Annotated in this window: 21 protein-coding genes; 17 read left to right on the top strand and 4 right to left on the bottom strand. The window is 70.7% G+C overall.

Annotation, left to right across the window (positions count from 1 at the left end; all coding sequences use genetic code 11):
• The first annotated feature begins 39 nt into the window (after window positions 1–39).
• The gene (locus tag ACWC09_RS34440) at window positions 40–1,620 is read left to right on the top strand and encodes an FAD-dependent monooxygenase (RefSeq protein WP_450854857.1); all 1,581 of its coding nucleotides are present in this window, start codon (window positions 40–42) and stop codon (window positions 1,618–1,620) included.
• Between the two features lie 74 nt (window positions 1,621–1,694).
• Here the strand turns inward: ACWC09_RS34440 and ACWC09_RS34435 are convergent, their stop codons facing one another.
• Window positions 1,695–3,497 carry a glycoside hydrolase family 15 protein gene (locus tag ACWC09_RS34435; protein ID WP_450854873.1) on the bottom strand — a complete coding sequence of 601 codons (1,803 nt, stop codon included), beginning with the start codon at window positions 3,495–3,497 and terminating at the stop codon, window positions 1,695–1,697.
• A gap of 509 nt (window positions 3,498–4,006) precedes the next feature.
• Here ACWC09_RS34435 and ACWC09_RS34430 point away from each other — a divergent pair.
• The 11 genes from ACWC09_RS34430 to ACWC09_RS34380 all read left to right on the top strand — a co-directional run bounded on the left by ACWC09_RS34430 (window position 4,007) and on the right by ACWC09_RS34380 (window position 16,686).
• Window positions 4,007–5,656, top strand: coding sequence for a CTP synthase (locus tag ACWC09_RS34430; RefSeq protein WP_450854856.1), 1,650 nt, complete (start codon window positions 4,007–4,009; stop codon window positions 5,654–5,656).
• A gap of 105 nt (window positions 5,657–5,761) precedes the next feature.
• Entirely contained in the window at window positions 5,762–6,388 is a 627-nt protein-coding gene (locus tag ACWC09_RS34425) for an NUDIX domain-containing protein (protein WP_450854855.1), read from the top strand.
• 159 nt (window positions 6,389–6,547) lie between these two features.
• Complete coding sequence (locus ACWC09_RS34420; protein ID WP_450854854.1) at window positions 6,548–8,635, top strand: tetratricopeptide repeat protein; 2,088 nt, start codon at window positions 6,548–6,550, stop codon at window positions 8,633–8,635.
• Between the two features lie 144 nt (window positions 8,636–8,779).
• Complete coding sequence (gene ald, locus ACWC09_RS34415; RefSeq protein WP_450854872.1) at window positions 8,780–9,895, top strand: alanine dehydrogenase; 1,116 nt, start codon at window positions 8,780–8,782, stop codon at window positions 9,893–9,895.
• A 359-nt stretch (window positions 9,896–10,254) separates the two neighbouring features.
• The gene (locus ACWC09_RS34410) at window positions 10,255–11,430 is read left to right on the top strand and encodes a ParA family protein (RefSeq protein ID WP_450854853.1); all 1,176 of its coding nucleotides are present in this window, start codon (window positions 10,255–10,257) and stop codon (window positions 11,428–11,430) included.
• Entirely contained in the window at window positions 11,415–11,993 is a 579-nt protein-coding gene (locus ACWC09_RS34405) for a hypothetical protein (protein ID WP_450854852.1), read from the top strand. The genes ACWC09_RS34410 and ACWC09_RS34405 overlap by 16 nt, the downstream gene beginning before the upstream one ends.
• A gap of 19 nt (window positions 11,994–12,012) precedes the next feature.
• Entirely contained in the window at window positions 12,013–13,071 is a 1,059-nt protein-coding gene (locus tag ACWC09_RS34400) for a segregation and condensation protein A (RefSeq protein WP_450854851.1), read from the top strand.
• Window positions 13,068–13,742, top strand: coding sequence for an SMC-Scp complex subunit ScpB (gene scpB, locus ACWC09_RS34395; RefSeq protein ID WP_450854850.1), 675 nt, complete (start codon window positions 13,068–13,070; stop codon window positions 13,740–13,742). Before ACWC09_RS34400 ends, scpB begins: the two co-directional genes overlap by 4 nt.
• Window positions 13,742–14,824 (top strand): pseudouridine synthase, encoded by a 1,083-nt coding sequence (locus tag ACWC09_RS34390; protein WP_450854849.1) that lies wholly within the window; start codon window positions 13,742–13,744, stop codon window positions 14,822–14,824. Before scpB ends, ACWC09_RS34390 begins: the two co-directional genes overlap by 1 nt.
• Window positions 14,825–14,947: 123 nt before the next feature.
• Entirely contained in the window at window positions 14,948–15,664 is a 717-nt protein-coding gene (locus tag ACWC09_RS34385) for an NUDIX domain-containing protein (protein ID WP_450854848.1), read from the top strand.
• Window positions 15,661–16,686 carry an ADP-ribosylglycohydrolase family protein gene (locus tag ACWC09_RS34380; RefSeq protein WP_450854847.1) on the top strand — a complete coding sequence of 342 codons (1,026 nt, stop codon included), beginning with the start codon at window positions 15,661–15,663 and terminating at the stop codon, window positions 16,684–16,686. The genes ACWC09_RS34385 and ACWC09_RS34380 overlap by 4 nt, the downstream gene beginning before the upstream one ends.
• 13 nt (window positions 16,687–16,699) lie before the next feature.
• Here the strand turns inward: ACWC09_RS34380 and ACWC09_RS34375 are convergent, their stop codons facing one another.
• From ACWC09_RS34375 to ACWC09_RS34365, 3 genes are read right to left on the bottom strand one after another with little or no spacing between them, the layout of a single operon-like run.
• Window positions 16,700–17,113, bottom strand: a complete 414-nt coding sequence (locus ACWC09_RS34375; RefSeq protein WP_450854846.1) for a Rieske (2Fe-2S) protein — start codon at window positions 17,111–17,113, stop codon at window positions 16,700–16,702.
• Window positions 17,110–17,694 (bottom strand): DUF6529 family protein, encoded by a 585-nt coding sequence (locus ACWC09_RS34370; protein ID WP_450854845.1) that lies wholly within the window; start codon window positions 17,692–17,694, stop codon window positions 17,110–17,112. Before ACWC09_RS34370 ends, ACWC09_RS34375 begins: the two co-directional genes overlap by 4 nt.
• Before the next feature lie 27 nt (window positions 17,695–17,721).
• Window positions 17,722–18,381, bottom strand: coding sequence for a hypothetical protein (locus ACWC09_RS34365; protein ID WP_450854844.1), 660 nt, complete (start codon window positions 18,379–18,381; stop codon window positions 17,722–17,724).
• 230 nt (window positions 18,382–18,611) lie between these two features.
• On the opposite strand from ACWC09_RS34365, the gene aroH reads away from it, so the two are divergent.
• The 5 genes from aroH to der all read left to right on the top strand — a co-directional run bounded on the left by aroH (window position 18,612) and on the right by der (window position 23,081).
• The gene (gene aroH, locus ACWC09_RS34360; protein WP_450854843.1) at window positions 18,612–18,974 is read left to right on the top strand and encodes a chorismate mutase; all 363 of its coding nucleotides are present in this window, start codon (window positions 18,612–18,614) and stop codon (window positions 18,972–18,974) included.
• The gene (locus tag ACWC09_RS34355) at window positions 18,971–20,056 is read left to right on the top strand and encodes a prephenate dehydrogenase (RefSeq protein WP_450854842.1); all 1,086 of its coding nucleotides are present in this window, start codon (window positions 18,971–18,973) and stop codon (window positions 20,054–20,056) included. The genes aroH and ACWC09_RS34355 overlap by 4 nt, the downstream gene beginning before the upstream one ends.
• A 136-nt stretch (window positions 20,057–20,192) precedes the next feature.
• Window positions 20,193–20,879, top strand: coding sequence for a (d)CMP kinase (gene cmk, locus ACWC09_RS34350; RefSeq protein ID WP_450854841.1), 687 nt, complete (start codon window positions 20,193–20,195; stop codon window positions 20,877–20,879).
• A gap of 53 nt (window positions 20,880–20,932) precedes the next feature.
• Window positions 20,933–21,520, top strand: coding sequence for a lysophospholipid acyltransferase family protein (locus ACWC09_RS34345; RefSeq protein ID WP_450854871.1), 588 nt, complete (start codon window positions 20,933–20,935; stop codon window positions 21,518–21,520).
• Between the two features lie 79 nt (window positions 21,521–21,599).
• The gene (gene der / locus ACWC09_RS34340) at window positions 21,600–23,081 is read left to right on the top strand and encodes a ribosome biogenesis GTPase Der (RefSeq protein WP_450854840.1); all 1,482 of its coding nucleotides are present in this window, start codon (window positions 21,600–21,602) and stop codon (window positions 23,079–23,081) included.
• The last annotated feature ends 16 nt before the right edge of the window (window positions 23,082–23,097 follow it).

The raw sequence follows: 23,097 nt of genomic DNA, 5'->3' as shown, positions 1-23,097 counted from the left end.
AGCTTGACGCGAACACTGTTCGTATATAGAACACTGTTCGTGACAGTCAATCTGAAGCAGGATGTGGACGTGACCGTGGTCGGCGCCGGGCCGGTGGGCCTCGTGCTCGCCGCGGAACTGGCGCTCTCCGGGGCGACGGTGCAGGTGATCGAGCGACTGGCCGAGCCGAGCGGGGCGATGAAGGCGGGGTCGATCAATGTGCCGACGGCCGAGGCACTGGACCGCCGCGGCCAGCTGCCCGCCGCCGAGAAGGTGCAACGAGAGCTCCTCGAACGGGCGGGCGCGGTCGCCCGCGCGGCCGGCGGCGGGCCGAACGATGCCGGCCGGGGAGCGTCCGAGTCGCGGTTCACCGGGCATTTCGCGGGGATGATCCTCGATGCCGGCCTGGTGGACTGGTCGGATGCCGACCTCGCCGCGCACGCCTCGGTCGACGGAGCGAGGGTGGTCCCGCAGCGTGAGCTGGAGGAACTGCTGGCCGACCATGTCGCGCGACTGGGCGTACCCGTGTGTCGCGGGGTGGAGGTCACCACACTCGAGGACACCGGCGACGGCGTGCTCGTCGGCACCACCGTCGGTGCGGTGCGCACCGGGTGGCTGGTCGGGTGCGACGGCGGGCGCAGTACCGTGCGCCGCCTCGCGGGCATCGAATTCCCCGGCACCGACCCCGAACTCACCGGACACCTGGCGGTCGCCGACATCGCCGACCCCGAGAAGCTCGCGAGCGGATGGGCGTGGTCGACGCGGGGCGCGTACCGCCACGGGCCGCAGCCCGGGCGGGTCGTCACGGTGGAGTTCGACCGTGCTCCCGCCGACCGGTCGGCGCCGGTCACCCTGGACGAGTTGCAGACCAGCCTGCGCCGGGTCTCGGGCACCGACGTCACGCTGACCGCGTTGCGCGGCGCCGCGACCCGCTGGAGCGACAACGCCCGCCAGGCGGCGGCCTACCGGTCGGGGCGGGTGCTGCTGGCCGGCGACGCCGCGCACGTGCACTCGCCGTTCGGAGGGCAGGGGCTCAATCTCGGGGTCGGCGACGCGATGAACCTCGGTTGGAAGCTCGGTGCCGTGGTCGGCGGGTGGGCACCCGAAGGGCTGCTCGACACCTACGACGCCGAGCGCCGTCCCGTCGGCGCCTGGGTGCTGGACTGGACGCGGGCTCAGATCGCGGTACTGCGCGGGGACCCGAGGTCGGCCGCGCTGCGGGAGGTCGTGGGCGATCTGCTGAGCACCCGGGACGGCACGACCTACGCCGTCAAGAAGATCGCCGGCGTGACACAGCGCATCGACCTGGCCGGCGACCATCCGCTGGTCGGCCGGTACGCCCCCGACCTGCGCCTGACAGACGGCTCCCGGCTGGCCGACCACGGTCACGGCGGCGGGTTCCTGCTGCTCGACCGCACTCCGGAGGGGGCGCTTGCCCGCGCCGCGGCGGCCTGGGCCGGGCGGGTGAGGAGCGTGACCGACGCCCACGCGACGCCGACCGGGGTGCTGGTCCGCCCGGACGGGGTGGTCGCCTGGGCCTCCGACGCCACCGCCGGCTCCGCCGTCACCGGCCTCGAAGCGACCCTGCGCCGATGGGCCGGCGCGCCGTCACCCGCACAGGAGCGCGAGCCGGTGGGCTGACCTGCTGTCCGCGTCGAGCCGGCCGAGGGCAGCGGATCGGGCCGGAGCGGGACGCCCGCCCCGGCCGCACGGCCTCAGCCGCCGTATGCCCCCGAAGCCGTCAGCCGCAATGCCGTGTCGATGAGCGGAACGTGACTGAAGGCCTGCGGGAAGTTGCCGACCTGGCGCTGCAGGCGCGGGTCCCACTCCTCGGCGAGCAGGCCGAGGTCGTTGCGGAGGGAGAGGAGCTTCTCGAAGAGCTTCCGCGCCTCGTCCACCCGGCCGATCATCGCGAGGTCGTCCGCCATCCAGAACGAGCAGGCCAGGAAGGCCCCTTCGTCACCGGGGAGGCCGTCGACGCCTTCGTCGCCGCCCGAGGTCGGGTAGCGCAGGATGAAGCCGTCCGGCGTGGACAGCTCGCGCTGGATCGCTTCGATGGTGCCGATGACCCGCTTGTCGTCGGGCGGCAGAAAGCCCATCTGCGGGATGAGGAGCAGCGAGGCGTCCAGCTCCTTCGAGCCGTACGACTGCGTGAAGGTGTTGCGCTCCTTGTCGTAGCCCTTCTCGCACACGTCCCGGTGGATGTCGTCGCGCACCTCACGCCAGCGCTCCAGCGGGCCGTCCGCGTCTCCGGACTCGATGAGCTTGATGGTGCGGTCGACGGCGACCCAGGCCATGACCTTGGAGTGCACGAAGTGGCGGCGCGGGCCGCGCACCTCCCAGATGCCCTCGTCCGGCTCGTCCCAGTGCTGCTCCAGATAGCGGATCAGCTTGAGCTGGAGCAGGGAGGCGTAGTCGCTGCGGGCCAGGCCCGTCATATGGCCCAGGTGCAGGGCCTCGGTGACCTCGCCGTACACGTCGAGCTGGAGCTGGTGGGCCGCGCCGTTGCCGACGCGGACCGGTGCCGAGTTCTCGTAGCCCGGCAGCCAGTCCAGTTCGGCCTCGCCGAGCTCGCGCTCGCCCGCGATGCCGTACATGATCTGCAGGTTCTCGGGGTCACCGGCCACCGCGCGCAGCAGCCACTCGCGCCAGGCGCGGGCCTCCTCGCGGTAGCCCGTGCGCAGGAGGGAGGAGAGGGTGATCGCCGCGTCGCGCAGCCAGGTGTAGCGGTAGTCCCAGTTGCGGACGCCGCCGATGTCCTCGGGGAGGGAGGTCGTCGGCGCGGCGACGATGCCGCCCGTCGGCGCGTACGTCAGGGCCTTCAGCGTGATCAGGGAGCGGATCACCGCCTCGCGGTACGGGCCGTGGTACGTGCAGTGCTCCACCCACTCCCGCCAGAACTCCTCCGTCGCCTCCAGCGAGGCCTCCGGCTCCGGCAGCGGCGGCGGCTGCTTGTGCGAGGGCTCCCACGAGATCGTGAACGCGATCCGGTCACCCGGGGCGACCGTGAAGTCCGAGTACGTGGTCAGCGACTTGCCGTAGGTCTCGCACTCGGTGTCGTACCAGACCGAGTCGGGGCCCGCGACGGCGACCGTGCGCCCGTCGTGCTTGTGCACCCACGGCACGACACGGCCGTAGGAGAAACGCATCCGGAGGGCCGAGCGCATCGGGACGCGGCCCGAGATGCCCTCGACGATGCGGATCAGCTGGGGGGCGCCGTCACGCGGGGGCATGAAATCGGTCACCCGCACCGTGCCGCGCGGGGTGTCCCACTCGGATTCCAGGATCAGCGAGTCGCCGCGGTAGGTGCGCCGGGCGGCCGTCGGGGGCTGCGCGTCGGAGGCGTGGGCGGGGCCCAGGCGCCAGAATCCGTGTTCCTCGGTGCCCAGCAGACCGGCGAAGATGGCGTGCGAGTCGAAGCGGGGCAGGCACAGCCAGTCCACTGTGCCGTCCCGGCAGACCAAGGCGGCGGTCTGCATGTCTCCGATGAGTGCGTAATCTTCGATGCGCCCGGCCACGTGCAACTCCAGTCGAACGGCCACGTCACCCCCGTGGGAATGGGGGCTGTCGCTTATTGCGGTCAAGGGGTCGTTGTAATGCGTCGTTGAGCGGTGAAGCAAAGCAGTCGTCCTTGCCGTGTGGCAAAACGACAATTGATGCTCAACGAACTGACGAGCTCTCGTTGTTCCGGTCATCACGTGCGGGGGTGGTGACGTGTACCCGGCCGGGCTCGGCAGCGAGTGTCCGAGCAGGATACGACGCACGTAGATGATCTGTGTGCCCCTCCGGGCAACCCGGATCGGCCGAACAGGTGAGCAACGGGGGGAAAGAGCTGAGAGAGTGCGGGTCTGTGGCGGCCCGTGTGCGGAGCGTGGCCGGAAGCCATCTCGCCGAGGCGCTGATACCCTGGTAGCCCGTGGACCGGTGGGCACGAAACCCCCGAACCGCAGCGACGGCGACCACCGGGATTCCGGCACGGCAGCCGTACCGCCCTCCAGATCGCGACCACGGGAGCCCCCTCTTGGCCATGCCGCCGAAAGCTACGACGACCAAGCACATCTTCGTCACCGGGGGTGTCGCCTCCTCGCTCGGCAAGGGCCTGACGGCCTCCAGCCTGGGCATGCTGCTCAAGGCCCGCGGCCTCAGGGTGGTCATGCAGAAGCTCGACCCGTATCTGAACGTCGACCCGGGCACGATGAACCCCTTCCAGCACGGTGAGGTCTTCGTCACCAACGACGGCGCCGAGACCGATCTGGACATCGGACACTACGAGCGGTTCCTCGATCGCGACTTGGACGGCAGCGCCAACGTCACCACCGGCCAGGTCTACTCGACGGTGATCGCCAAGGAGCGGCGCGGCGAGTACCTGGGCGACACCGTGCAGGTCATCCCGCACATCACGAACGAGATCAAGCACCGCATCCGCCGTATGGCCACGGACGAGGTCGACGTCGTCATCACCGAGGTCGGCGGCACGGTCGGCGACATCGAGTCCCTGCCGTTCCTGGAGACGGTCCGCCAGGTCCGCCACGAGGTCGGCCGGGACAACGTCTTCGTCGTCCACATCTCCCTCCTGCCCTACATCGGCCCGTCGGGAGAGCTGAAGACGAAGCCGACCCAGCACTCGGTTGCGGCCCTCAGGAACATCGGTATCCAGCCGGACGCCATCGTGCTGCGCTGCGACCGTGAGGTCCCCACCGCGATCAAGCGCAAGATCTCCCTGATGTGCGACGTCGACGAGGCCGCCGTGGTCGCCTGCCCCGACGCCCGCTCGATCTACGACATCCCCAAGACCGTGCACGGCGAGGGCCTGGACGCCTACGTGGTCCGCAAGCTGGACCTGCCGTTCCGCGACGTGGACTGGACGACCTGGGACGACCTGCTCGACCGCGTCCACAACCCCGACCACGAGATCACCCTCGCCCTGGTCGGCAAGTACATCGACCTGCCCGACGCGTATCTGTCGGTGACCGAGGCGCTGCGCGCCGGCGGCTTCGCCAACAAGGCCCGCGTCAAGATCAAGTGGGTCACGTCCGACGACTGCAGGACTCCGGCCGGCGCGGCGGCCCAGCTTTCCGACGTGGACGGCATCTGCATCCCCGGCGGCTTCGGCGACCGCGGTGTGCTCGGCAAGGTCGGCGCGATCAAGTACGCCCGCGAGAACAGGATCCCGCTGCTCGGCCTCTGCCTGGGCCTGCAGTGCATCGTGATCGAGGCCGCCCGCAACCTGGCCGACATCCCGGACGCCAACTCCACCGAGTTCGACGCCGCCACCGGCCACCCGGTCATCTCCACCATGGCCGAGCAGCTCGACATCGTCGCCGGCGAGGGCGACATGGGCGGCACGATGCGCCTGGGCATGTACCCGGCCAAGCTGGCCGAGGGCTCCATCGTGCGTGAGGTGTACGACGGCAAGGAGTACGTCGAGGAGCGGCACCGTCACCGCTACGAGGTCAACAACGCCTACCGCGCGGAGCTGGAAAAGAAGGCGGGCATCCTGTTTTCCGGCACTTCGCCGGACGGCAAGCTCGTCGAGTACGTGGAGTACCCGCGGGAGGCGCACCCTTACCTGGTCGCCACCCAGGCGCACCCCGAGCTGCGCTCGCGCCCGACGCGCCCGCACCCCCTCTTCGCGGGCCTGGTGAAGGCCGCGGTCGAGCGGAAGAGTTCCGAGTAACACGAGAGTTGTACGGTGGCCGGGGTGCTCGCATTCAAAGGTGAGCACCCCGGCTTCATTTGTTTTACCGGCTTCATTTGTTTCAAGGGCGCGGAAGGACAGGGCATGACGATCAAGGACACTCCCGAGGAGTGGGAGATCCGGGCGACGGAGACCCCCTTCCGGGGCAACAAGACCTCTGTCCGCACGGACGACGTGGTCATGCCCGACGGCTCGGTCGTCCACCGCGACTACCAGGTCCACCCCGGCTCGGTCGCCGTCCTCGCCCTCGACGACGCCGGGCGTGTCCTGGTCATCCGCCAGTACCGGCACCCCGTACGGCAGAAGCTGTGGGAGATCCCGGCCGGGCTGCTGGACGTCCCCGGCGAGAACCCGCTGCACGCCGCCCAGCGTGAGCTGTACGAAGAGGCGCACGTCAAGGCGGAGGACTGGCGGGTGCTGACCGACGTGTACACCACGCCGGGCGGCTGCGACGAGGCCGTGCGGATCTTCCTCGCCCGCGATCTGTCGGAGGCGGAGGGGGAGCGCTTCGAGGTCGAGCACGAGGAGATGGACCTGGAGTACGCGCGCGTGCCGGTCGAGGAGCTCGTGCGGGGTGTGCTGGCGGGGGAGTTGCACAACAACTGCCTTGTGGTGGGGGTGCTTTCGCTTGTCGCCGCGCAGAGGGGGGACGGGCTGGACGCATTGCGGTCGGCGGAAGTCGAGTGGCCGGCCCGTCCGTTCGAGTCCTGAACCCGACAGACCACCAACGGTGTGACCATCTGCTGATCCGATCGGGCGATGTCGCCGCCGCGCTCCACCAGGACCGTTGCAGAGCGTGAACTAGGCTCTGGGCATGCCCGGACCGGGGTCCCGGCGGGCTTGCGCGTGCGTGGGACGGGAGTGTGGCCCGTGGCGGATCAGGCGGTGGAGACAGGCGGCGTACGGCTGTCCGGGGACGCTGCTGCGGAGAGTCAGTTCCTGGGCCGGACAAGGGAGTTGAAGGAGCTGCGCGCCGACATCGAGCGCGCGGGACTCGACACCCTGTCGGGCAAGAAGCCGCCACGCGCGCGCGTGCTGCTCATCGCCGGCCGTCCCGGCTCGGGACGGACGGCGCTCGCCGAGGAACTCGTACGACAGGTTGCGGACCGTTACGACGACGGGGTGCTGCGCGCCCGGCTCAGCGAGCCCGACGGCACCCCCGTCCCGGTCGAGCACACCGCCCGTGAGCTGCTCGCCGCCCTGCAGCGGCCGACCCCCGCCGGAGCCGCCGCCGACGACCTCAGCGAGGCGCTCCGCGAGGCCCTCGCCGACCGCCGGACGCTGATCCTGCTCGACGACGCGGCCGACGCCGAGCAGGTCGACGCCCTCCTCCCGGACACGCCCGACTCCCTGGTCGTCGCCGTCTCCCACGGCCCCCTCACCGGCATCTCCGACGTCCGCCCCTGCACGCTGGGCGGTCTCGACACCAAGTCCGCCCTGGAGCTGCTCACCCGGCACACCGGCTCGGTCCGCATCACCGTGGACCCGCGGGCCGCCGAGGGCCTGGTCGAGGAGTGTCAGGGGCAGCCCGCCGCGCTGGAGCTCGCGGGCGGCTGGCTCGCCGCCCGGCCCAAGGCCGCCGTCGCCGACCTCGCCAAGCATCTGCACACCGAGGGCGACGAGGGCACCCCGCTCAGCCGGGTCTTCAAGCTCGCCTACGGCTCGCTGCCCCCGACGGCCGCCCGGATACTGCGACTGCTCTCCCTCGCCCCGGCCGGCCTGGTCGACCCGCACACCGCCTCCGCGCTGGCCGGCTGCTCGGTGAACGGCGCCCGCACCACCCTGGACGACTTCGTCGCCCTCGGCTTCCTGCACGCCGTGGAGTCACCGCTCCCGCAGTACCAGGTCCCGGCCTGTCTGCACCCCCTGCTCAAGGCCCTCGCCGAGACCCAGGACCGCCCCGGTGAGCTGCAACTGGCCCGGGCCCGGATGCTGGAGCGCACGGTACGGCTGCTGCAGTCCTCCCGGGCGATCACCGAGACCGACAACCCCGAGGCCCGCGAGAAGCTCCAGGGCATGCCGCGCTCCCTGCGCTTCCCGAGCCCCCGGGCCGCCGAGGACTGGCTGCGCCTCCGCCGTCCCGCGCTGCTGGCCGCCGCCCGGGCCGCGGTGGCCGACGGTGAGCTGGACACCCTGGCCCGAAGGCTGATGTCCCAGCTGGTCAGGGCGATGGTCGCGCACTTCGGCATGCAGGCGGCCGCGCCCGACCTGTACGGCATTCACGGGCTCGTCCTCGATGTCGCCGAGCGCCGGAAGCTGCCCCGGGAGAAGGCGGCGGCGCTGCTGAACCTGGGCGATCTCGATGCCCAGACCGGGCGTACGGCGGACGCGCTGGCGCGATATCGGTCCGCTCTGGATGCCGGACGCCAGGCGAATGACCCGTATGCGACCGGTCGCGCAATGGAATCCGTAGGTGGTGCGCATCTGGAGCTCGGAGACTACGACCGGGCCGCCGACTGGTTCGGCCGCGCCCTCGCCCAGCGGCTGGCCCGGGACGAGCGCACGGACGCCGCCCGGCTGTACGGCCGTATCGCCGCCGCGCACACCTACGCGGGCCGCTACGGCGAGGCCCTGCGGAACTGGCGGGCCGCGGTCGCCGGGTACCGCAAGGACGGTGATGTGGCCGCCCACGCAAGGGCGTTGAGCGAGCTCGCACGGGTCCAGGAGTACGCCGGACGCCCAGAGGAGTCGCTGCACACCTGCCACGAGGCGCTGGACCTCGCGCGCCGCGCCGAGGACGTACGGCTGCAGGCGGCGCTCCAGCTGCGGCTCGCCGACACGCTGGAGCGCCGCGGCGATCCCGCCGCCGCCCGGCTGCACCGGGGCACGGCCGAGCGGCTGCTGGGGGAGGACCCCGAGGCCCAGGAATGCGAGGCATCCGAGCAGCCCGAAGAGATCGAAGTGCCGAAACAAGTCGCTGACGCCTGCGAAATCCGTAGTACATCCATCGAAGATTGATGCAATGAAAGGCTAGACAGCGGGAACGCCTTCATTAGACTGGCTCTGCCGCACCTTCTCCTGCGGTGTCTCCCGGTGTGCTCACGCATGCCTGGGTATGTGTTGTATTGCCCCACATCCACTGAGCCAAGGACCGTGATCGACGTGAAGGTCGGCATCCCCCGCGAGGTCAAGAACAACGAGTTCCGGGTGGCCATCACCCCCGCCGGTGTGCACGAGCTGGTGCGCCACGGCCACCAGGTCGTCATCGAGCGGGGCGCCGGCCTCGGGTCGTCGATCCCGGACGAGGAGTACGTCGCCGCGGGCGCCAAGATCCTCGCCGGCGCCGACGAGGTGTGGGCCACCGCCGACCTGCTGCTCAAGGTCAAGGAGCCCATCGCGGAGGAGTACGACCGCCTCCGCAAGGACCAGACGCTCTTCACGTACCTGCACCTCGCCGCCTCCAAGGAGTGCACCGACGCGCTCATCGAGTCCGGCACCACCGCGATCGCGTACGAGACCGTCGAGCTGCCCTCCCGTGCCCTCCCGCTGCTCGCCCCGATGTCCGAGGTCGCGGGCCGGCTCGCCCCGCAGGTCGGTGCCTACCACCTGATGCGCTCGGTCGGCGGCCGCGGTGTGCTCCCCGGCGGTGTCCCCGGCACCCAGCCCGCGCGGGCCGTCGTCATCGGCGGCGGTGTCTCCGGCTGGAACGCCACGCAGATCGCCGTCGGCATGGGCTTCCACGTCACGCTGCTCGACCGCGACATCAACAAGCTGCGCGAGGCCGACAAGGTCTTCGGCACCCAGGTCCGGGCGATCATGTCCAACTCCTTCGAGCTGGAGAAGGCCGTCCTCGACGCCGACCTCGTCATCGGCGCGGTCCTCATCCCGGGCGCCAAGGCCCCGAAGCTGGTCACCAACGAGCTCGTCGCCCGGATGAAGCCGGGAAGTGTTCTTGTCGACATCGCGATCGACCAGGGCGGCTGCTTCGAGGACTCCCGCCCCACGACGCACGCCGAGCCGACCTTCCGGGTCCACGACTCGGTCTTCTACTGCGTCGCCAACATGCCCGGCGCGGTGCCCAACACCTCGACCTACGCGCTCACCAACGCCACGCTGCCGTACATCGTCGAACTCGCCGACCACGGCTGGGTGGAGGCGCTGCGCCGCGACCCCGCGCTCGCCAAGGGCCTCAACACCCATGACGGCAAGGTCGTTTACCGCGAGGTCGCGGAGGCGCACGGGTTGGAGCACGTGGAGCTGGAGACGCTGCTCGGCTGACGTGCGACGTTAAGTCTCCTTTTGGTAAAGGTCGATACGTCAACACAGGTCGTCAACACCGCACGCTCGGCCGGATCTTGTCCCACAAGGTCCGGCCGAGTGTGTGTATGGTCACTTTGCGGCTCTAGGTCAACTCGCCTCGAACGTAACCCTTGGACCGATTCGTACACCGGCGAAACCTGCCGTGCGACGGCCGTACGCCCTTGACAGAGGGATGTTTCATTGCCGACACATCCTGCCGGGTCCGGCGGATTGTGTTGCTGCGGACGCCCGACACGCCATAGAGTCGCCAACCGTCGGCATGGTGCCACGCTGACCTGTCTAGAAATTTCCTGGTCACCAAGGAGGTAAGACGACTTGTGAATGAGTCGACATTTTCTCCCGGGGGTGGTCAACCAGGAACGCCGGTACGGGGCCAGGACCCCGAGGGGTTCGAGGCTGTCGGCTCCGTCGCTGTGCGCACCTTCGCAGCCCGTCAGAGCCCGGGTCCGCAGCTGATCCGGACTGCACACCAGAGCATGGATGGCCATCACGTGAACGCCATGGCCGGCGACGGAAGTGGCGCGCCCCACAACCACTTCGCCGACTACGACGAACTGCCCGAGGGGCACTTCTACGATCCCGACGCGGAGTACGAGCCCGACCCCGAGTACGCGGCCACGCTCGCGCCCGACGCTGCCCGGCAGCGCCGTGAGCGCGTCGGCCCGACCGGGCGTCCGCTGCCGTACTTCCCGATCCCGGGTCCACTGACCAGCCACGGTCCCGCGACGATCATCGCGATGTGCAACCAGAAGGGCGGCGTCGGCAAGACCACGTCGACCATCAACCTGGGTGCCGCGCTCGCGGAGTACGGCCGACGCGTGCTGCTCGTGGACTTCGACCCGCAGGGCGCGCTGTCGGTGGGTCTCGGCGTCAACCCGATGGAGCTGGACCTCACCGTCTACAACCTGCTCATGGAGCGGGGCATGGCGGCCGACGAGGTGCTCCTGAAGACGGCGGTCCCGAACATGGACCTGCTGCCCAGCAACATCGACCTGTCCGCCGCCGAGGTCCAGCTGGTCTCCGAGGTCGCGCGCGAGTCGACGCTGCAGCGGGCCCTGAAGCCGCTGATGTCCGACTACGACTACATCGTGATCGACTGTCAGCCCTCGCTCGGCCTGCTCACCGTCAACGCCCTGACGGCCGCGCACAAGGTGATAGTTCCTCTGGAGTGCGAGTTCTTCGCTCTTCGTGGTGTCGCGCTGCTGACGGAGACCATCGAGAAGGTCCAGGAGCGGCTCAACCCGGAGCTGGAGCTCGACGGGATCCTCGCCACGATGTACGACTCGCGCACCGTGCACAGCCGTGAGGTGCTCGCGCGTGTCGTCGAGGCGTTCGACGACCACGTCTACCACACGGTCATCGGGCGCACGGTCCGCTTCCCGGAGACCACGGTCGCCGGTGAACCGATCACCACGTACGCCTCCAACTCCGTCGGCGCCGCCGCCTACCGCCAGCTCGCCAGGGAGGTGCTCGCCCGGTGTCACGCCGAGTGAGTCTGCCGGGGGCCGACGAACTCTTCCGTACGACAGGGGGAATGGCGCTCCAGCCGTCCACTCCGCGGCGGGGGGCCAACGGCGAAGCCCGTGTGCCCGCGCCCGCGGGGGAGAGCGATCCGGCCGCGGCCGGATCGCCCGAGGACGCACCGCAGTCGGTGCCCGCCCAGGGCGGCGACGGCGAGGGCGCGGAGCATGTGGCGGCGGAGCCGGAACCGATCGACGCCGGGCAGTCCCGCGCCCGGGCCGCGGAGCGCTCCGGGCGAGGTCAGACGGCGCAGGAAGGTTCTGTCCCCGCCGCCGGCGCCCAGCCGCGCAAGCGCGGTCGGTCGTCGCCCTCGCGCCGCCCGAGCGGACGTGAGCGGCACGACGAGAAGATCACCGTGTACGTGTCCGCCGAGGAGCTGATGGACCTGGAGCACGCGCGCCTGGTGCTGCGGGGCGAGCACGGGCTCGCGGTCGACCGCGGGCGGATCGTCCGGGAGGCGGTGGCCGTGGTGCTGGCGGATCTGGAGTCCCGCGGGGACGCGAGCATTCTCGTACGTCGGCTGCGGGGGCGGTAGGCGGTAGCCTGCGGGGGCCATGACCTCGAACGACGTTCCCGTCCCCGGCACCGGCGGCTCCGCCGGGCGTCGGCGTGCGCTGGGGCGGGGGGCGGCCGCTCCCCAGGTCGAACCGGTGGCTCCCGTCGAGGAGCTCCCGGTGCAGGAGCCTCCGGTTGCCGAGGAGCTTCCTGTCGAGGAACCTCCCGCCGAGGAGCCTCCGGTCGCCGCGCCGGAGCCCGAAGAGCCCCAGGAGTCGGAAGAGCCCCAGGAGTCGTCCGACGGCGTCTTCAAGGTGCGCCTCTCCAACTTCGAGGGCCCCTTCGATCTGCTGCTCCAGCTGATCTCCAAGCACAAGCTCGACGTCACCGAGGTCGCCCTGTCGAAGGTGACCGACGAGTTCATGGCCCACATCCGGGCCATGGGGTCGGACTGGGACCTGGACGAGACGACCGAGTTCCTGGTCGTCGCCGCCACGCTGCTCGACCTCAAGGCCGCACGGCTGCTGCCCTCCGCCGAGGTCGAGGACGAGGGCGATCTCGCGCTGCTGGAGGCCCGGGACCTGCTGTTCGCCCGGCTGCTCCAGTACCGCGCCTACAAGCAGATCGCCGACATCTTCAACGCCCGCCTCGACGAGGAGGCCCGGCGCTACCCCCGTACCGTCGGACTCGAGCCGCACCACGCCGAGCTGCTGCCCGAGGTCGTCATCAGCATCGGGCCGGAGGGGTTCGCCAGGCTCGCGGTCAAGGCGATGCAGCCCAAGCCGAAGCCGCAGGTGTACGTCGACCACATCCACGCGCCGCTGGTCAGCGTGCAGGAGCAGGCCGGCATCGTGGTCGCGCGGCTGCGGGAACTCGGCGAGGCCAGCTTCCGGGCCCTGGTCGAGGACACCGACGACACGCTGACCGTCGTAGCGCGATTCCTGGCTCTGCTGGAGCTGTACCGGGAGAAGGCCGTCGCGCTGGAGCAGGAGGCGGCCCTCGGGGAGCTGATCGTGCGGTGGACCGGTGGCGCGGGGGACGAGACGCCGACGGTGACCGACGAGTTCGACCGGCCGCCCGAGGTGCCCAAGGACGAAGGCAAGAAGGAGAAGGCGTGAGCGAGGAGACGACCGAGCTTCCGGCGGGGCTCCGTAGCGCAGCCGATCTCGACCTCAAGCCCGCCCTGGAGGCGGTCCTCATGGTCGTGGACGAGCCCGCGACCGAGGAGCACCTCGCGAAGATCCTGGAGCGGCCCAAGCGGCGGATCGCCGACGCGTTGCGGGAGCTGTCCGACGAGTACGCGGTGCAGCGGCGCGGCTTCGAGCTGCGGTTCGTCGCGGGTGGATGGCGGTTCTACAGCCGGGCCGAGTACGCGCCGGCCGTGGAAAGGCTGGTGCTGGACGGCCAGACCGCCCGTCTCACCCAGGCCGCCCTGGAGACCCTCGCCGTCGTCGCGTACCGCCAGCCGGTGAGCCGCAGCCGCGTCTCGGCCGTACGAGGAGTCAACTGCGACGGGGTCATGCGGACCCTCCTGCAGCGGGGTCTGGTCGAGGAGGCGGGCACGGAACCCGAAACAGGTGCGATCCTGTACAGGACGACGAACTACTTCCTGGAGCGGATGGGCCTGCGCGGTCTGGACGAGCTCCCGGAGCTCGCGCCCTTCCTCCCGGAGGCGGAGGCGATCGAGGCCGAGACCCAGGAAGGGGTGCCGTCGTTCGATCCGGATGCTCCGGACCCGGACGACGGGCCCCCGTCGACCATGACTGACACGACGACGACGGAACTTTGATGCGAAGCAGCGGCAGCGGCAAGAGTGGTGGGCAGGGCGGACGCGGTAACTACCGCGGGGCCGGCAACGGCAGGGACCAGAAGCAGGGCGGTCAGGGCGGCCGTCCGCGCAAGCCCCGCCCCGAGGAGCGCCGCTACGACGTGGGCCCCGGCGCCACGCAGGACGGGCCCAAGTCCGGGCGCGGCGGCTCCGCGCGCGGGGGCGCCAAGGGCGGCCCGAAGCAGTCCCAGCAGGGCGGGCGCGGCCGTACCGCGCCCGGCACCTCGCGCGAGTACGAGGCTCGGGCGGAGGAGCGGAACAGGGAGCGGTACGCGGGCAAGAAGGACGTCAAGCTGCCCAAGACCTTCCCGGGCGCCGAGCAGGAGGGCGAGCGGCTGCAGAAGGTGCTCGCGCGTGCGGGGTACGGCTCCCGGCGTGCCTGCGAGGAGCTGATCGAGCAGGCGCGGGTCGAGGTGAACGGCGAGATCGTCCTGGAGCAGGGCAAGCGGGTCGACCCGGAGAACGACGAGGTGAAGGTCGACGGGCTGACCGTCGCCACGCAGTCGTACCAGTTCTTCTCGCTGAACAAGCCGGCGGGCGTGGTCTCCACCATGGAGGACCCCGAGGGGCGGCAGTGCCTCGGCGACTACGTCACCAACCGCGAGACCCGGCTGTTCCACGTCGGCCGTCTCGACACCGAGACCGAGGGCGTCATCCTGCTCACCAACCACGGTGAGCTGGCGCACCGGCTGACCCACCCCAAGTACGGCGTGAAGAAGACCTACCTCGCCGCGATCGTGGGGCCGATCCCGCGCGACCTGGGCAAGAAGCTCAAGGACGGCATCCAGCTGGACGACGGGTACGCGCGTGCCGACCACTTCCGGGTCGTCGAGCAGACCGGCAAGAACTACCTGGTCGAGGTGACCCTGCACGAGGGGCGCAAGCACATCGTGCGGCGCATGCTGGCGGAGGCGGGGTTCCCGGTCGAGAAGCTGGTGCGGACGTCGTTCGGACCGATCACGTTGGGCGACCAGAAGTCGGGGTGGCTGCGGCGGCTGTCGAACACGGAGGTCGGGATGCTGATGAAGGAAGTCGATCTGTAGCCGGTAGGGGGGTCGGTGCGGCGCCGTCGTGACGGGAGGGTTGTAGAAGCGCGGCACGGGAGGGTTGTAGAAGCGCCGCCCGGGTATTTATAGTCGTAGTGACTATAAAAGGGGGTGGGCGGCTTGGACTACGACAAGTACGCCTACGAACCCTTCGCCGTCACCGTCGACCTCGCCGTCCTCACCGTCCGCGAGGGTGTGCTGCAGGTACTGCTCGTGGAGCGGGGGCAGGAGCCGTACGCCGGGCACTGGGCGTTGCCCGGCGGGTTCGTGGAGCCGGAGGAGTCCGCCGAGACCGCCGCCCGGCGCGAACTCGCCGAGGAGACCGGGCTGTCGGATGTGACCGGGCTGCATCTGGAGCAGTTGCGGACCTACAGCGAGCCCGACCGTGATCCCCGTATGCGGGTCGTGTCCGTGGCCTTCACCGCCCTGCTGCCCGACGCCCCCGAGCCGCACGCCGGAAGTGACGCGGCACGGGCCGAGTGGCTGCCGTACGACTCGGCGCGGCCGCTCGCCTTCGACCACGACCGGATCCTGGCCGATGCCCATGAACGCGTCGGCGCCAAGCTCGAGTACACCTGCCTCGCCACCGCGTTCTGCCCGCCCGAGTTCACCCTCGGCGAGCTGCGGCAGGTGTACGAGACGGTCTGGGGGACCGACCTGGACCGGCCCAACTTCCGCCGCAAGGTGCTCGCCACGCCCGGGTTCGTCGAACCGGTGCCGGGTGCGGCCCGGTTGACCCGCGGGCGCGGCAAACCCGCCGCCCTGTATCGCGCGGGACCGGCCGCAAGCCTCTCGCCGCCCCTCCTCCGACCACCCCGGGAAGGACGCCCCGCATGACCACCACCACGACCGTCGCCAAACGAGCCGCCACCGGCGCGCTCGTCGGGCTCGCCCTCGGCGACGCGCTCGGTTTCCCGACGGAGTTCAACGATGTGCCGTCGATCCTCGCCAAGTGCGGGCCGTGGCGGGAGATGCGGCTGCCGACCCCGGCGATCGTGACCGACGACACGCAGATGACGCTGGCGCTCGGGCACGGGCTGCGGACGGCCATGAACCGCGGGGTACTCGCGCCGACGCTGCTGGAACGGCCGCTGAGAGCGGAGTTCGTGGACTGGTACCGGTCGCCGGAGAACAACCGGGCGCCGGGGAACACCTGTCTGCGGGCCTGCGACCTGCTCAAGGACGAGAGCCGGCTGTGGCAGGACGCCAGTCAGGTCGGCTCCAAGGGGTGCGGGGCCAATATGCGGGTCGCGCCCATCGGGCTGGTTCCCGGACTGAGCGACGAACAGCGGGCGGGTGCCGCTCAGTTGCAGTCCGGGCTGACGCACGGCCATCCGACGGCGCTCGCCGCGTCCGACCTCACCGCCCGTGCCGTACGACTGCTCGCGCACGGCACCGAGCCGGCCGAACTCCTCGGCCTGCTGCGGTCGTACGCCGAGGAGAACCGCTCGCACTACAACCACCGCTGGCTCGGCGATCTGTGGACCCGTGGTCAGGACCCCACCGCCGAGACCTTCATCGCGCGGGGCTGGGACGAGTGCCTGGCGATCCTGGACCGACTCGAGGACGCCGTGCGGACGGCCGACCCGGAGGTCGATCCGTGCCTGGCCACCGGTGCCGGGTGGATCGCCGAAGAGGCCTTCGCCACCGGCCTGTTGTGCTTCCTGCTCTTCACCGACGAGCCCGTGACGGCCATCCGACGGGCCGCGTGCACCTCCGGCGACTCGGACTCCATCGCCTGCCTCACCGGTGCCTTCGCCGGCGCCTGGCTCGGCGCCGACGCCTGGCCGACGGACTGGGCCGACCGCATCGAGTACCGGGGCGACCTGATGACCCTCGGGGCGCTCTGGGACGCCTGAGCGGTCACGCCCGTCACGCGAGGCGGATCGAGTCTCCGGTCACCTGGATCTGCTCCGCGGGCAGCGGCTTCGGTGCCGGGCCGCCGGCCACCGAGCCGTCGGCGATGCGGTACTTGCTGCCGTGGCAGGGGCAGTTGATGGTGCCGCCCTTGACCGCGGACACCGTGCAGCCCAGGTGGGTGCAGATCGCCGAGAAGGCCTTGAACTCGTCCTTCTTGGGCTGGGTGACGACGACCTTCTCGTCCTTGAAGATCTTGCCGCCGCCGACCGGGATGTCGGTGGTCTTCGCCAGTTCCTGGCCGCCGGAGGCGTTCGCCGAGGACGAGCCCGAGCCGCTGTTGCTGTCGCCGTACTTGCTGCAGCCCGCGGCGAGCGCGGCCGCGCCCGTCGCGAGGAGAACCGTGCGCCGCGTCTCGCGGTGGGTCATGTCGTCACTCCGAACGTGCGGAAGAACCAGAGGGCGGAGGTCAGCCAGATGAGGGTGAGGACCGAGAAGACCAGCCCGCCGACGAACGGCAGCAGCCAACCGGGGAGCCGCTCCGCGCGGAGCAGCAGCATCTTGGCGCTGAAGGCACCGAAGAAGAAGCAACCCAGGACGGAGTGCCACATCACGCGTGTCGAGTAGGTCTGGTAGCCCAGCGCGTAGAGACAGTGCACGGCGACCGGGACGGCCACGAGGAACGCGATGCGGCCCGACCAGCGGTGCAGCTTCGCCGACCAGCGCGGGCCCGGCAGCCTGCCGTAGACCATGAAGGCGCTGACCAGCTGGATCAGTGCGAAGAAGAAGGCGATCGAGGCCAGCCACGACTTCACCGCGCCCGTGCTGCTGAAACCGGCGAGGTTGAAGGCGGTGCCGGCCGGGTCGTGGGTCTTGCCGTACACCCCGAGCCCGACCGCCACCGCGGCGGCGACCAGGGCCGGGACCAGATAGCGGGCCGGGCTCGGCGCGCGGTGGGCCGGTGGTGGGGGCGGAAAACTCTGGGTGGCGGCGTTCGGGTCGGCGCTCATGTCGGCTCCCTGGGCAGGAGGAGAAGGTCAGGGCGTTACGGGATGTGCCGTGAGCTGCTGGCCGTCGACCGTGGTCACGCCCGTCTCCGGGTCGATGGTGGGCGCGGCCGAGGGCGCTCCGTCGCGGGTGACGATGCCGACCTGCTTGCCGCCGGGCAGGACGATCCAGCCGCCGACGATCTTCGCGCCGGCCACCTGGCTGTTCGCCCGGTAGAGCCCGGACGGCTTCTTCGCCTTGTCGATGGTGAACGTGTAGTGCCCGCCGGCGAGCTCCGCGGTGCCGCGGAGCTGCTTGTTCCCCTTCGGCGTGGCGTTCAGCTTCGCGCCGTGGTCACCGGTCAGGCTCAGGCTGCCGTCGTCCTTCACGTCACCCTGCAGCCACGACTCGATGTTGTGGCCGTCGCAGAAGTACGCGATCGCCTTGCCGCCGCGCAGCGAGACGGCCACCGCGGAGGAGTCGTCGTCCGTACGGCCCGTGTAGACACCGCTGGGTGCCGCCGTCCGGGACGGCGAGGGGCTGGGTGACCGGCTCGTGGTGGAGGGAGTCGGTGACGCCGAGACGGCCGGTGACTTCTCCTTGTACGGGGACGAGACGGTCTTCGTCCCCGTGGTCGCGTTGAGTGTGAGCATGAACAGGCCGAACAGCAGTCCCGCGAGCAGAGTCAGCAGCGGTCCAGGACGCTTCATTACGGGCCTCCCCCGAGGCGAGTTTCCTGCCATGAGAGCGGACCGGCGGGTCCGGCGTAAAGAGGCGCACGGGGTGCACTCGCACCAAGTAGCGGAATAGAGACATTCGGGTGACATTGTCGTAGATCGTCGGGTCGTCTCAGCGGGCGGGCGGCGAGGGCCCGTGCGATCCGGGCTGACTAGGCTGGATGTGCAACGAGCCGGGATGTACAGCAGCAAGGAGTCGAGCCGTGGCGGTACGAGCGGTCCGGGGAGCCGTCCAACTGGAGCGGGACGAGGCCGGGCACATGGACGAGCAGGTCGGGGCCCTGCTCACCGCCGTCCTGGAGCGGAACGAGCTGACCGCCGACGACCTCATCAGCATCTGGTTCACGGCCACGCCGGACCTGCACAGCGACTTCCCGGCGGCCGCCGCGCGCAAGCTCGGCATCGTCGACGTGCCGCTGATCTGCGCCCAGGAGCTGGACATCGCGGGCGCCATGCCCCGGGTCGTCCGTGTCCTCGCGCACATCGAGTCCGACAAGCCGCGGGCCGACATAGCGCATGTCTACCTCGGTGCCGCGGCCGCTCTGCGCAAGGACATCGCCCAGTGAGAACCGCACTCGTCATCGGCACCGGCCTCATCGGTACGTCCGCCGCGCTCGCCCTGGCCAAGCGGGGCGTCGTCGTCCACCTCACCGACCACGACCCCGAGCAGGCCCGTACGGCGGCCGCTCTCGGCGCCGGCACGGACGAGGCGCCCGACGGGCCGGTCGACCTCGCGATCGTCGCCGCGCCGCCCGCGCATGTGGCGGGGGTGCTGGCCGACGCCATGCGGCGGGGTGTGGCCCGTGGCTACATCGACGTGGCCAGCGTCAAGGGGGGCCCGCGGCGGGAGCTGGAGGCGCTGGGCCTGGAGCTGTCGTCCTACATCGGCACCCACCCCATGTCCGGCCGTGAGAGGTCCGGTCCGCTGGCCGCGACCGCCGACCTCTTCGAGGGCCGGCCGTGGGTGCTGACGCCGACCCGGGACACCGACACCGAGGTGCTGAACCTCGCCCTGGAGCTGGTCTCGCACTGCCGGGCGGTTCCGGTGGTGATGGACGCGGACGCCCATGACCGTGCGGTGGCGCTGGTGTCGCACATGCCCCACCTGGTGTCCAGCATGGTCGCCGCGCGGCTGGAGAACGCGGAGGAGGCGGCCGTACGGCTGTGCGGGCAGGGCATCCGGGACGTGACCCGGATCGCCGCCTCCGACCCCCGGATGTGGATCGACATCCTGTCGGCCAATCCCGGGCCGGTGGCGGACCTGCTGTCGGACGTCGCCGCGGATCTGGACGAGACGGTGCAGGCGCTGCGGTCCCTCCAGTCCTCGGACGAGGCCAAGCGGCGCGAGGGCACGTCCGGTATCGAGGACGTGCTGCGGCGCGGGAACGCCGGGCAGGTGCGGGTGCCGGGCAAGCACGGGTCGGCTCCGCGGGCGTACGAGATCGTGGCGGTGCTGATCGACGACCAGCCCGGGCAGCTGGCGCGGATCTTCGCGGATGCCGGGCGGGCCGGGGTCAACATCGAGGATGTGCGGATCGAGCATGCGACCGGGCAGCAGGCGGGTCTGGTGCAGCTGATGGTGGAGCCGCAGGCGGCACCCGTGTTGTCGGCGGCGCTGCGGGAGCGGGGCTGGGCGATCCGGCAGTAGGCACCCGGTGTGCCGACTTTCACCGCCCGGCGTCGCTCAGTGCGCGTCCGTACGAGTGACGCGCACCCAGTAACCTTGTGCAGGGCACCTTCGCGCCCCACACACCCACCGCACCGCACCAGGAAGGTGTCCTCCCGTGGAAAACGGCGCCGCCCAGCCCGTGATCGTCGCCATCGACGGTCCTTCCGGCACCGGCAAGTCGAGCACGTCGAAGGCCGTTGCCGCGCAGCTCGGCCTGAGCTACCTGGACACCGGTGCCCAGTATCGGGCGATCACCTGGTGGATGGTGACCAACGGGATCGACATCGAGGACCCGTCCGCGATCGCCGCCGTGGCGGGGAAGGCGGAGATCGTCTCCGGTACGGACCCGAACGACCCGACGATCACCGTGGACGGGACCGACGTGGCCGGGCCGATCCGGACCCAGGAGGTCACCTCCAAGGTCAGTGCGGTCAGTGCGGTGCCCGAGGTGCGGGCGCGGATCACCGAACTGCAGCGGTCCGTCGCGGCCGGCGCGGAGAAGGGGATCGTCGTCGAGGGGCGGGACATCGGTACGACCGTCCTGCCCGACGCCGATCTGAAGATCTTCCTCACCGCCTCGGCCGAGGCCCGTGCGGCCCGCCGCAGCGGCGAGCTGAAGGGCGCCGACGTCAACGCCACCCGTGAGGCCCTGATCAAGCGGGACGCGGCCGACTCCTCCCGCAAGACCTCGCCGCTCGCCAAGGCGGACGACGCGGTCGAGGTGGACACCACCGAGCTCACGCTCCAGCAGGTCATAGAGTGCGTCGTCACCCTCGTCGAGGAGAAGCGGGCCGGGAAGTGACTCAGCCTTCGGAGCGGGGCGCCGAGGTCGGGCGGCGTATCGGCGTGGGCCTGATGTACGGGCTGTGGCGGCCCCGGGTGCTCGGCGCCTGGAAGATGCCGGCGACGGGTCCCGCCATCCTCGCCGTCAACCACTCCCACAACATCGACGGCCCGATGGTCATGGGCGTGGCGCCCCGGCCGACGCACTTCCTCATCAAGAAGGAGGCGTTCATCGGCCCGCTCGACCCGTTCCTGCTCGGTATCGGGCAGGTCAAGGTCGACCGGTCCGGCGCCGACCGCGGGGCGATCACACAGGCGCTGGACGTCCTGTCCGCCGGCGGCGTCCTCGGCATCTTCCCGGAGGGCACCCGCGGTGAGGGCGACTTCGCCGCGCTGCGCGCCGGGCTCGCGTACTTCGCCGTGCGCAGCGGGGCGCCGGTCGTGCCGGTCGCCGTGCTGGGAAGTTCCGAGCGGCGGGGACGGTTGATAAAGGGGCTGCCTCCGCTGCGCAGCCGTATCGACGTCGTCTTCGGCGACCCCTTCGAGGCGGGCGACGGAAGCGGACGGCGTACGCGCAAGGCGCTCGACGAGGCGACCGAGCGCATCCAGAAGCAGCTCACCGCGCACCTGGAAAACGCCAGGCGGCTGACCGGCCGCTAGGCGACACTGAGTAGTGGATCAGTCCGGAGAAACCGACCGGTCCACCGATCACCACGAAGAACTACGAGGTACGGACTTCATGAACGACCACATCCACTCCGAGGGCTCGGGCGAGGAGCACGACCACGGGGCGCTTGGCGACGCCGAGTACGCGGAGTTCATGGAGCTCGCCGCGGAAGAGGGCTTCGACCTCGAGGACGTCGAGGGTGCCATCGAGGCGGCCGGGCACGGGCCGTTGCCGGTCCTGGCGGTGGTCGGGCGGCCCAACGTCGGCAAGTCGACTCTCGTCAACCGCATCATCGGGCGGCGCGAGGCCGTCGTGGAGGACAAGCCCGGTGTCACCCGTGACCGGGTGACCTACGAGGCCGAGTGGGCGGGGCGTCGCTTCAAGGTCGTCGACACCGGTGGCTGGGAGCAGGACGTCCTCGGCATCGACGCCTCCGTGGCCGCGCAGGCCGAGTACGCGATCGAGGCGGCCGACGCCGTCGTGTTCGTCGTGGACGCCAAGGTGGGCGCGACCGACACCGACGAGGCGGTCGTACGACTGCTGCGCAAGGCCGGGAAGCCGGTCGTGCTGGCCGCCAACAAGGTGGACGGGCCCAGCGGCGAGGCCGATGCCGCGTATCTGTGGTCGCTCGGTCTCGGCGAGCCGCACCCCGTCTCCGCCCTGCACGGCCGTGGCACCGGCGACATGCTGGACGCCGTCCTGGAGGCGCTGCCCGAAGCGCCCGAGCAGACCTTCGGCGGCGCCGGGGTCGGCGGCCCGCGCCGTATCGCCCTGATCGGCCGCCCGAACGTCGGCAAGTCCTCCCTCCTCAACAAGGTGGCGGGCGAGGAGCGCGTCGTCGTCAACGAGATCGCCGGCACCACCCGCGACCCGGTCGACGAGCTGATCGAACTCGGCGGCGTCACCTGGAAGTTCGTCGACACTGCGGGCATCCGCAAACGCGTCCACCTCCAGCAGGGCGCCGACTACTACGCCTCGCTGCGCACCGCGGCCGCCGTCGAGAAGGCCGAGGTCGCGGTCATCCTCATCGACGCCTCCGAGTCCATCTCGGTGCAGGACCAGCGGATCGTGACGATGGCCGTCGAGGCCGGGCGTGCGATGGTCATCGCCTACAACAAGTGGGACACCCTCGACGAGGAGCGCCGCTACTACCTGGAGCGGGAGATCGAGACCGAGTTCGGCCAGGTGGCGTGGGCGCCCCGGGTCAATGTCTCGGCGCGCACCGGGCGGCACATGGAGAAGCTGGTCCCGGCCATCGAGACGGCCCTGGCGGGCTGGGAGACGCGGGTCCCCACCGGTCGCCTCAACGCCTTCCTCGGTGAGCTGGTGGCCGCCCACCCGCACCCGATCCGCGGCGGCAAGCAGCCCCGCATCCTCTTCGGCACCCAGGCCGGCACCAAGCCCCCCCGCTTCGTGCTCTTCGCGTCCGGCTTCATCGAGGCGGGCTACCGGCGCTTCATCGAGCGCCGCCTGCGCGAGGAGTTCGGCTTCGAGGGCACCCCGATCCACATCTCCGTGCGGGTGCGCGAGAAGCGCGGCAACAAGAAGAAGTAGTCGTGAACGGAGAGGA

The organism is Streptomyces sp. NPDC001617, from assembly GCF_053596855.1.
This window is presented reverse-complemented; position numbering and strand designations above follow the sequence as displayed.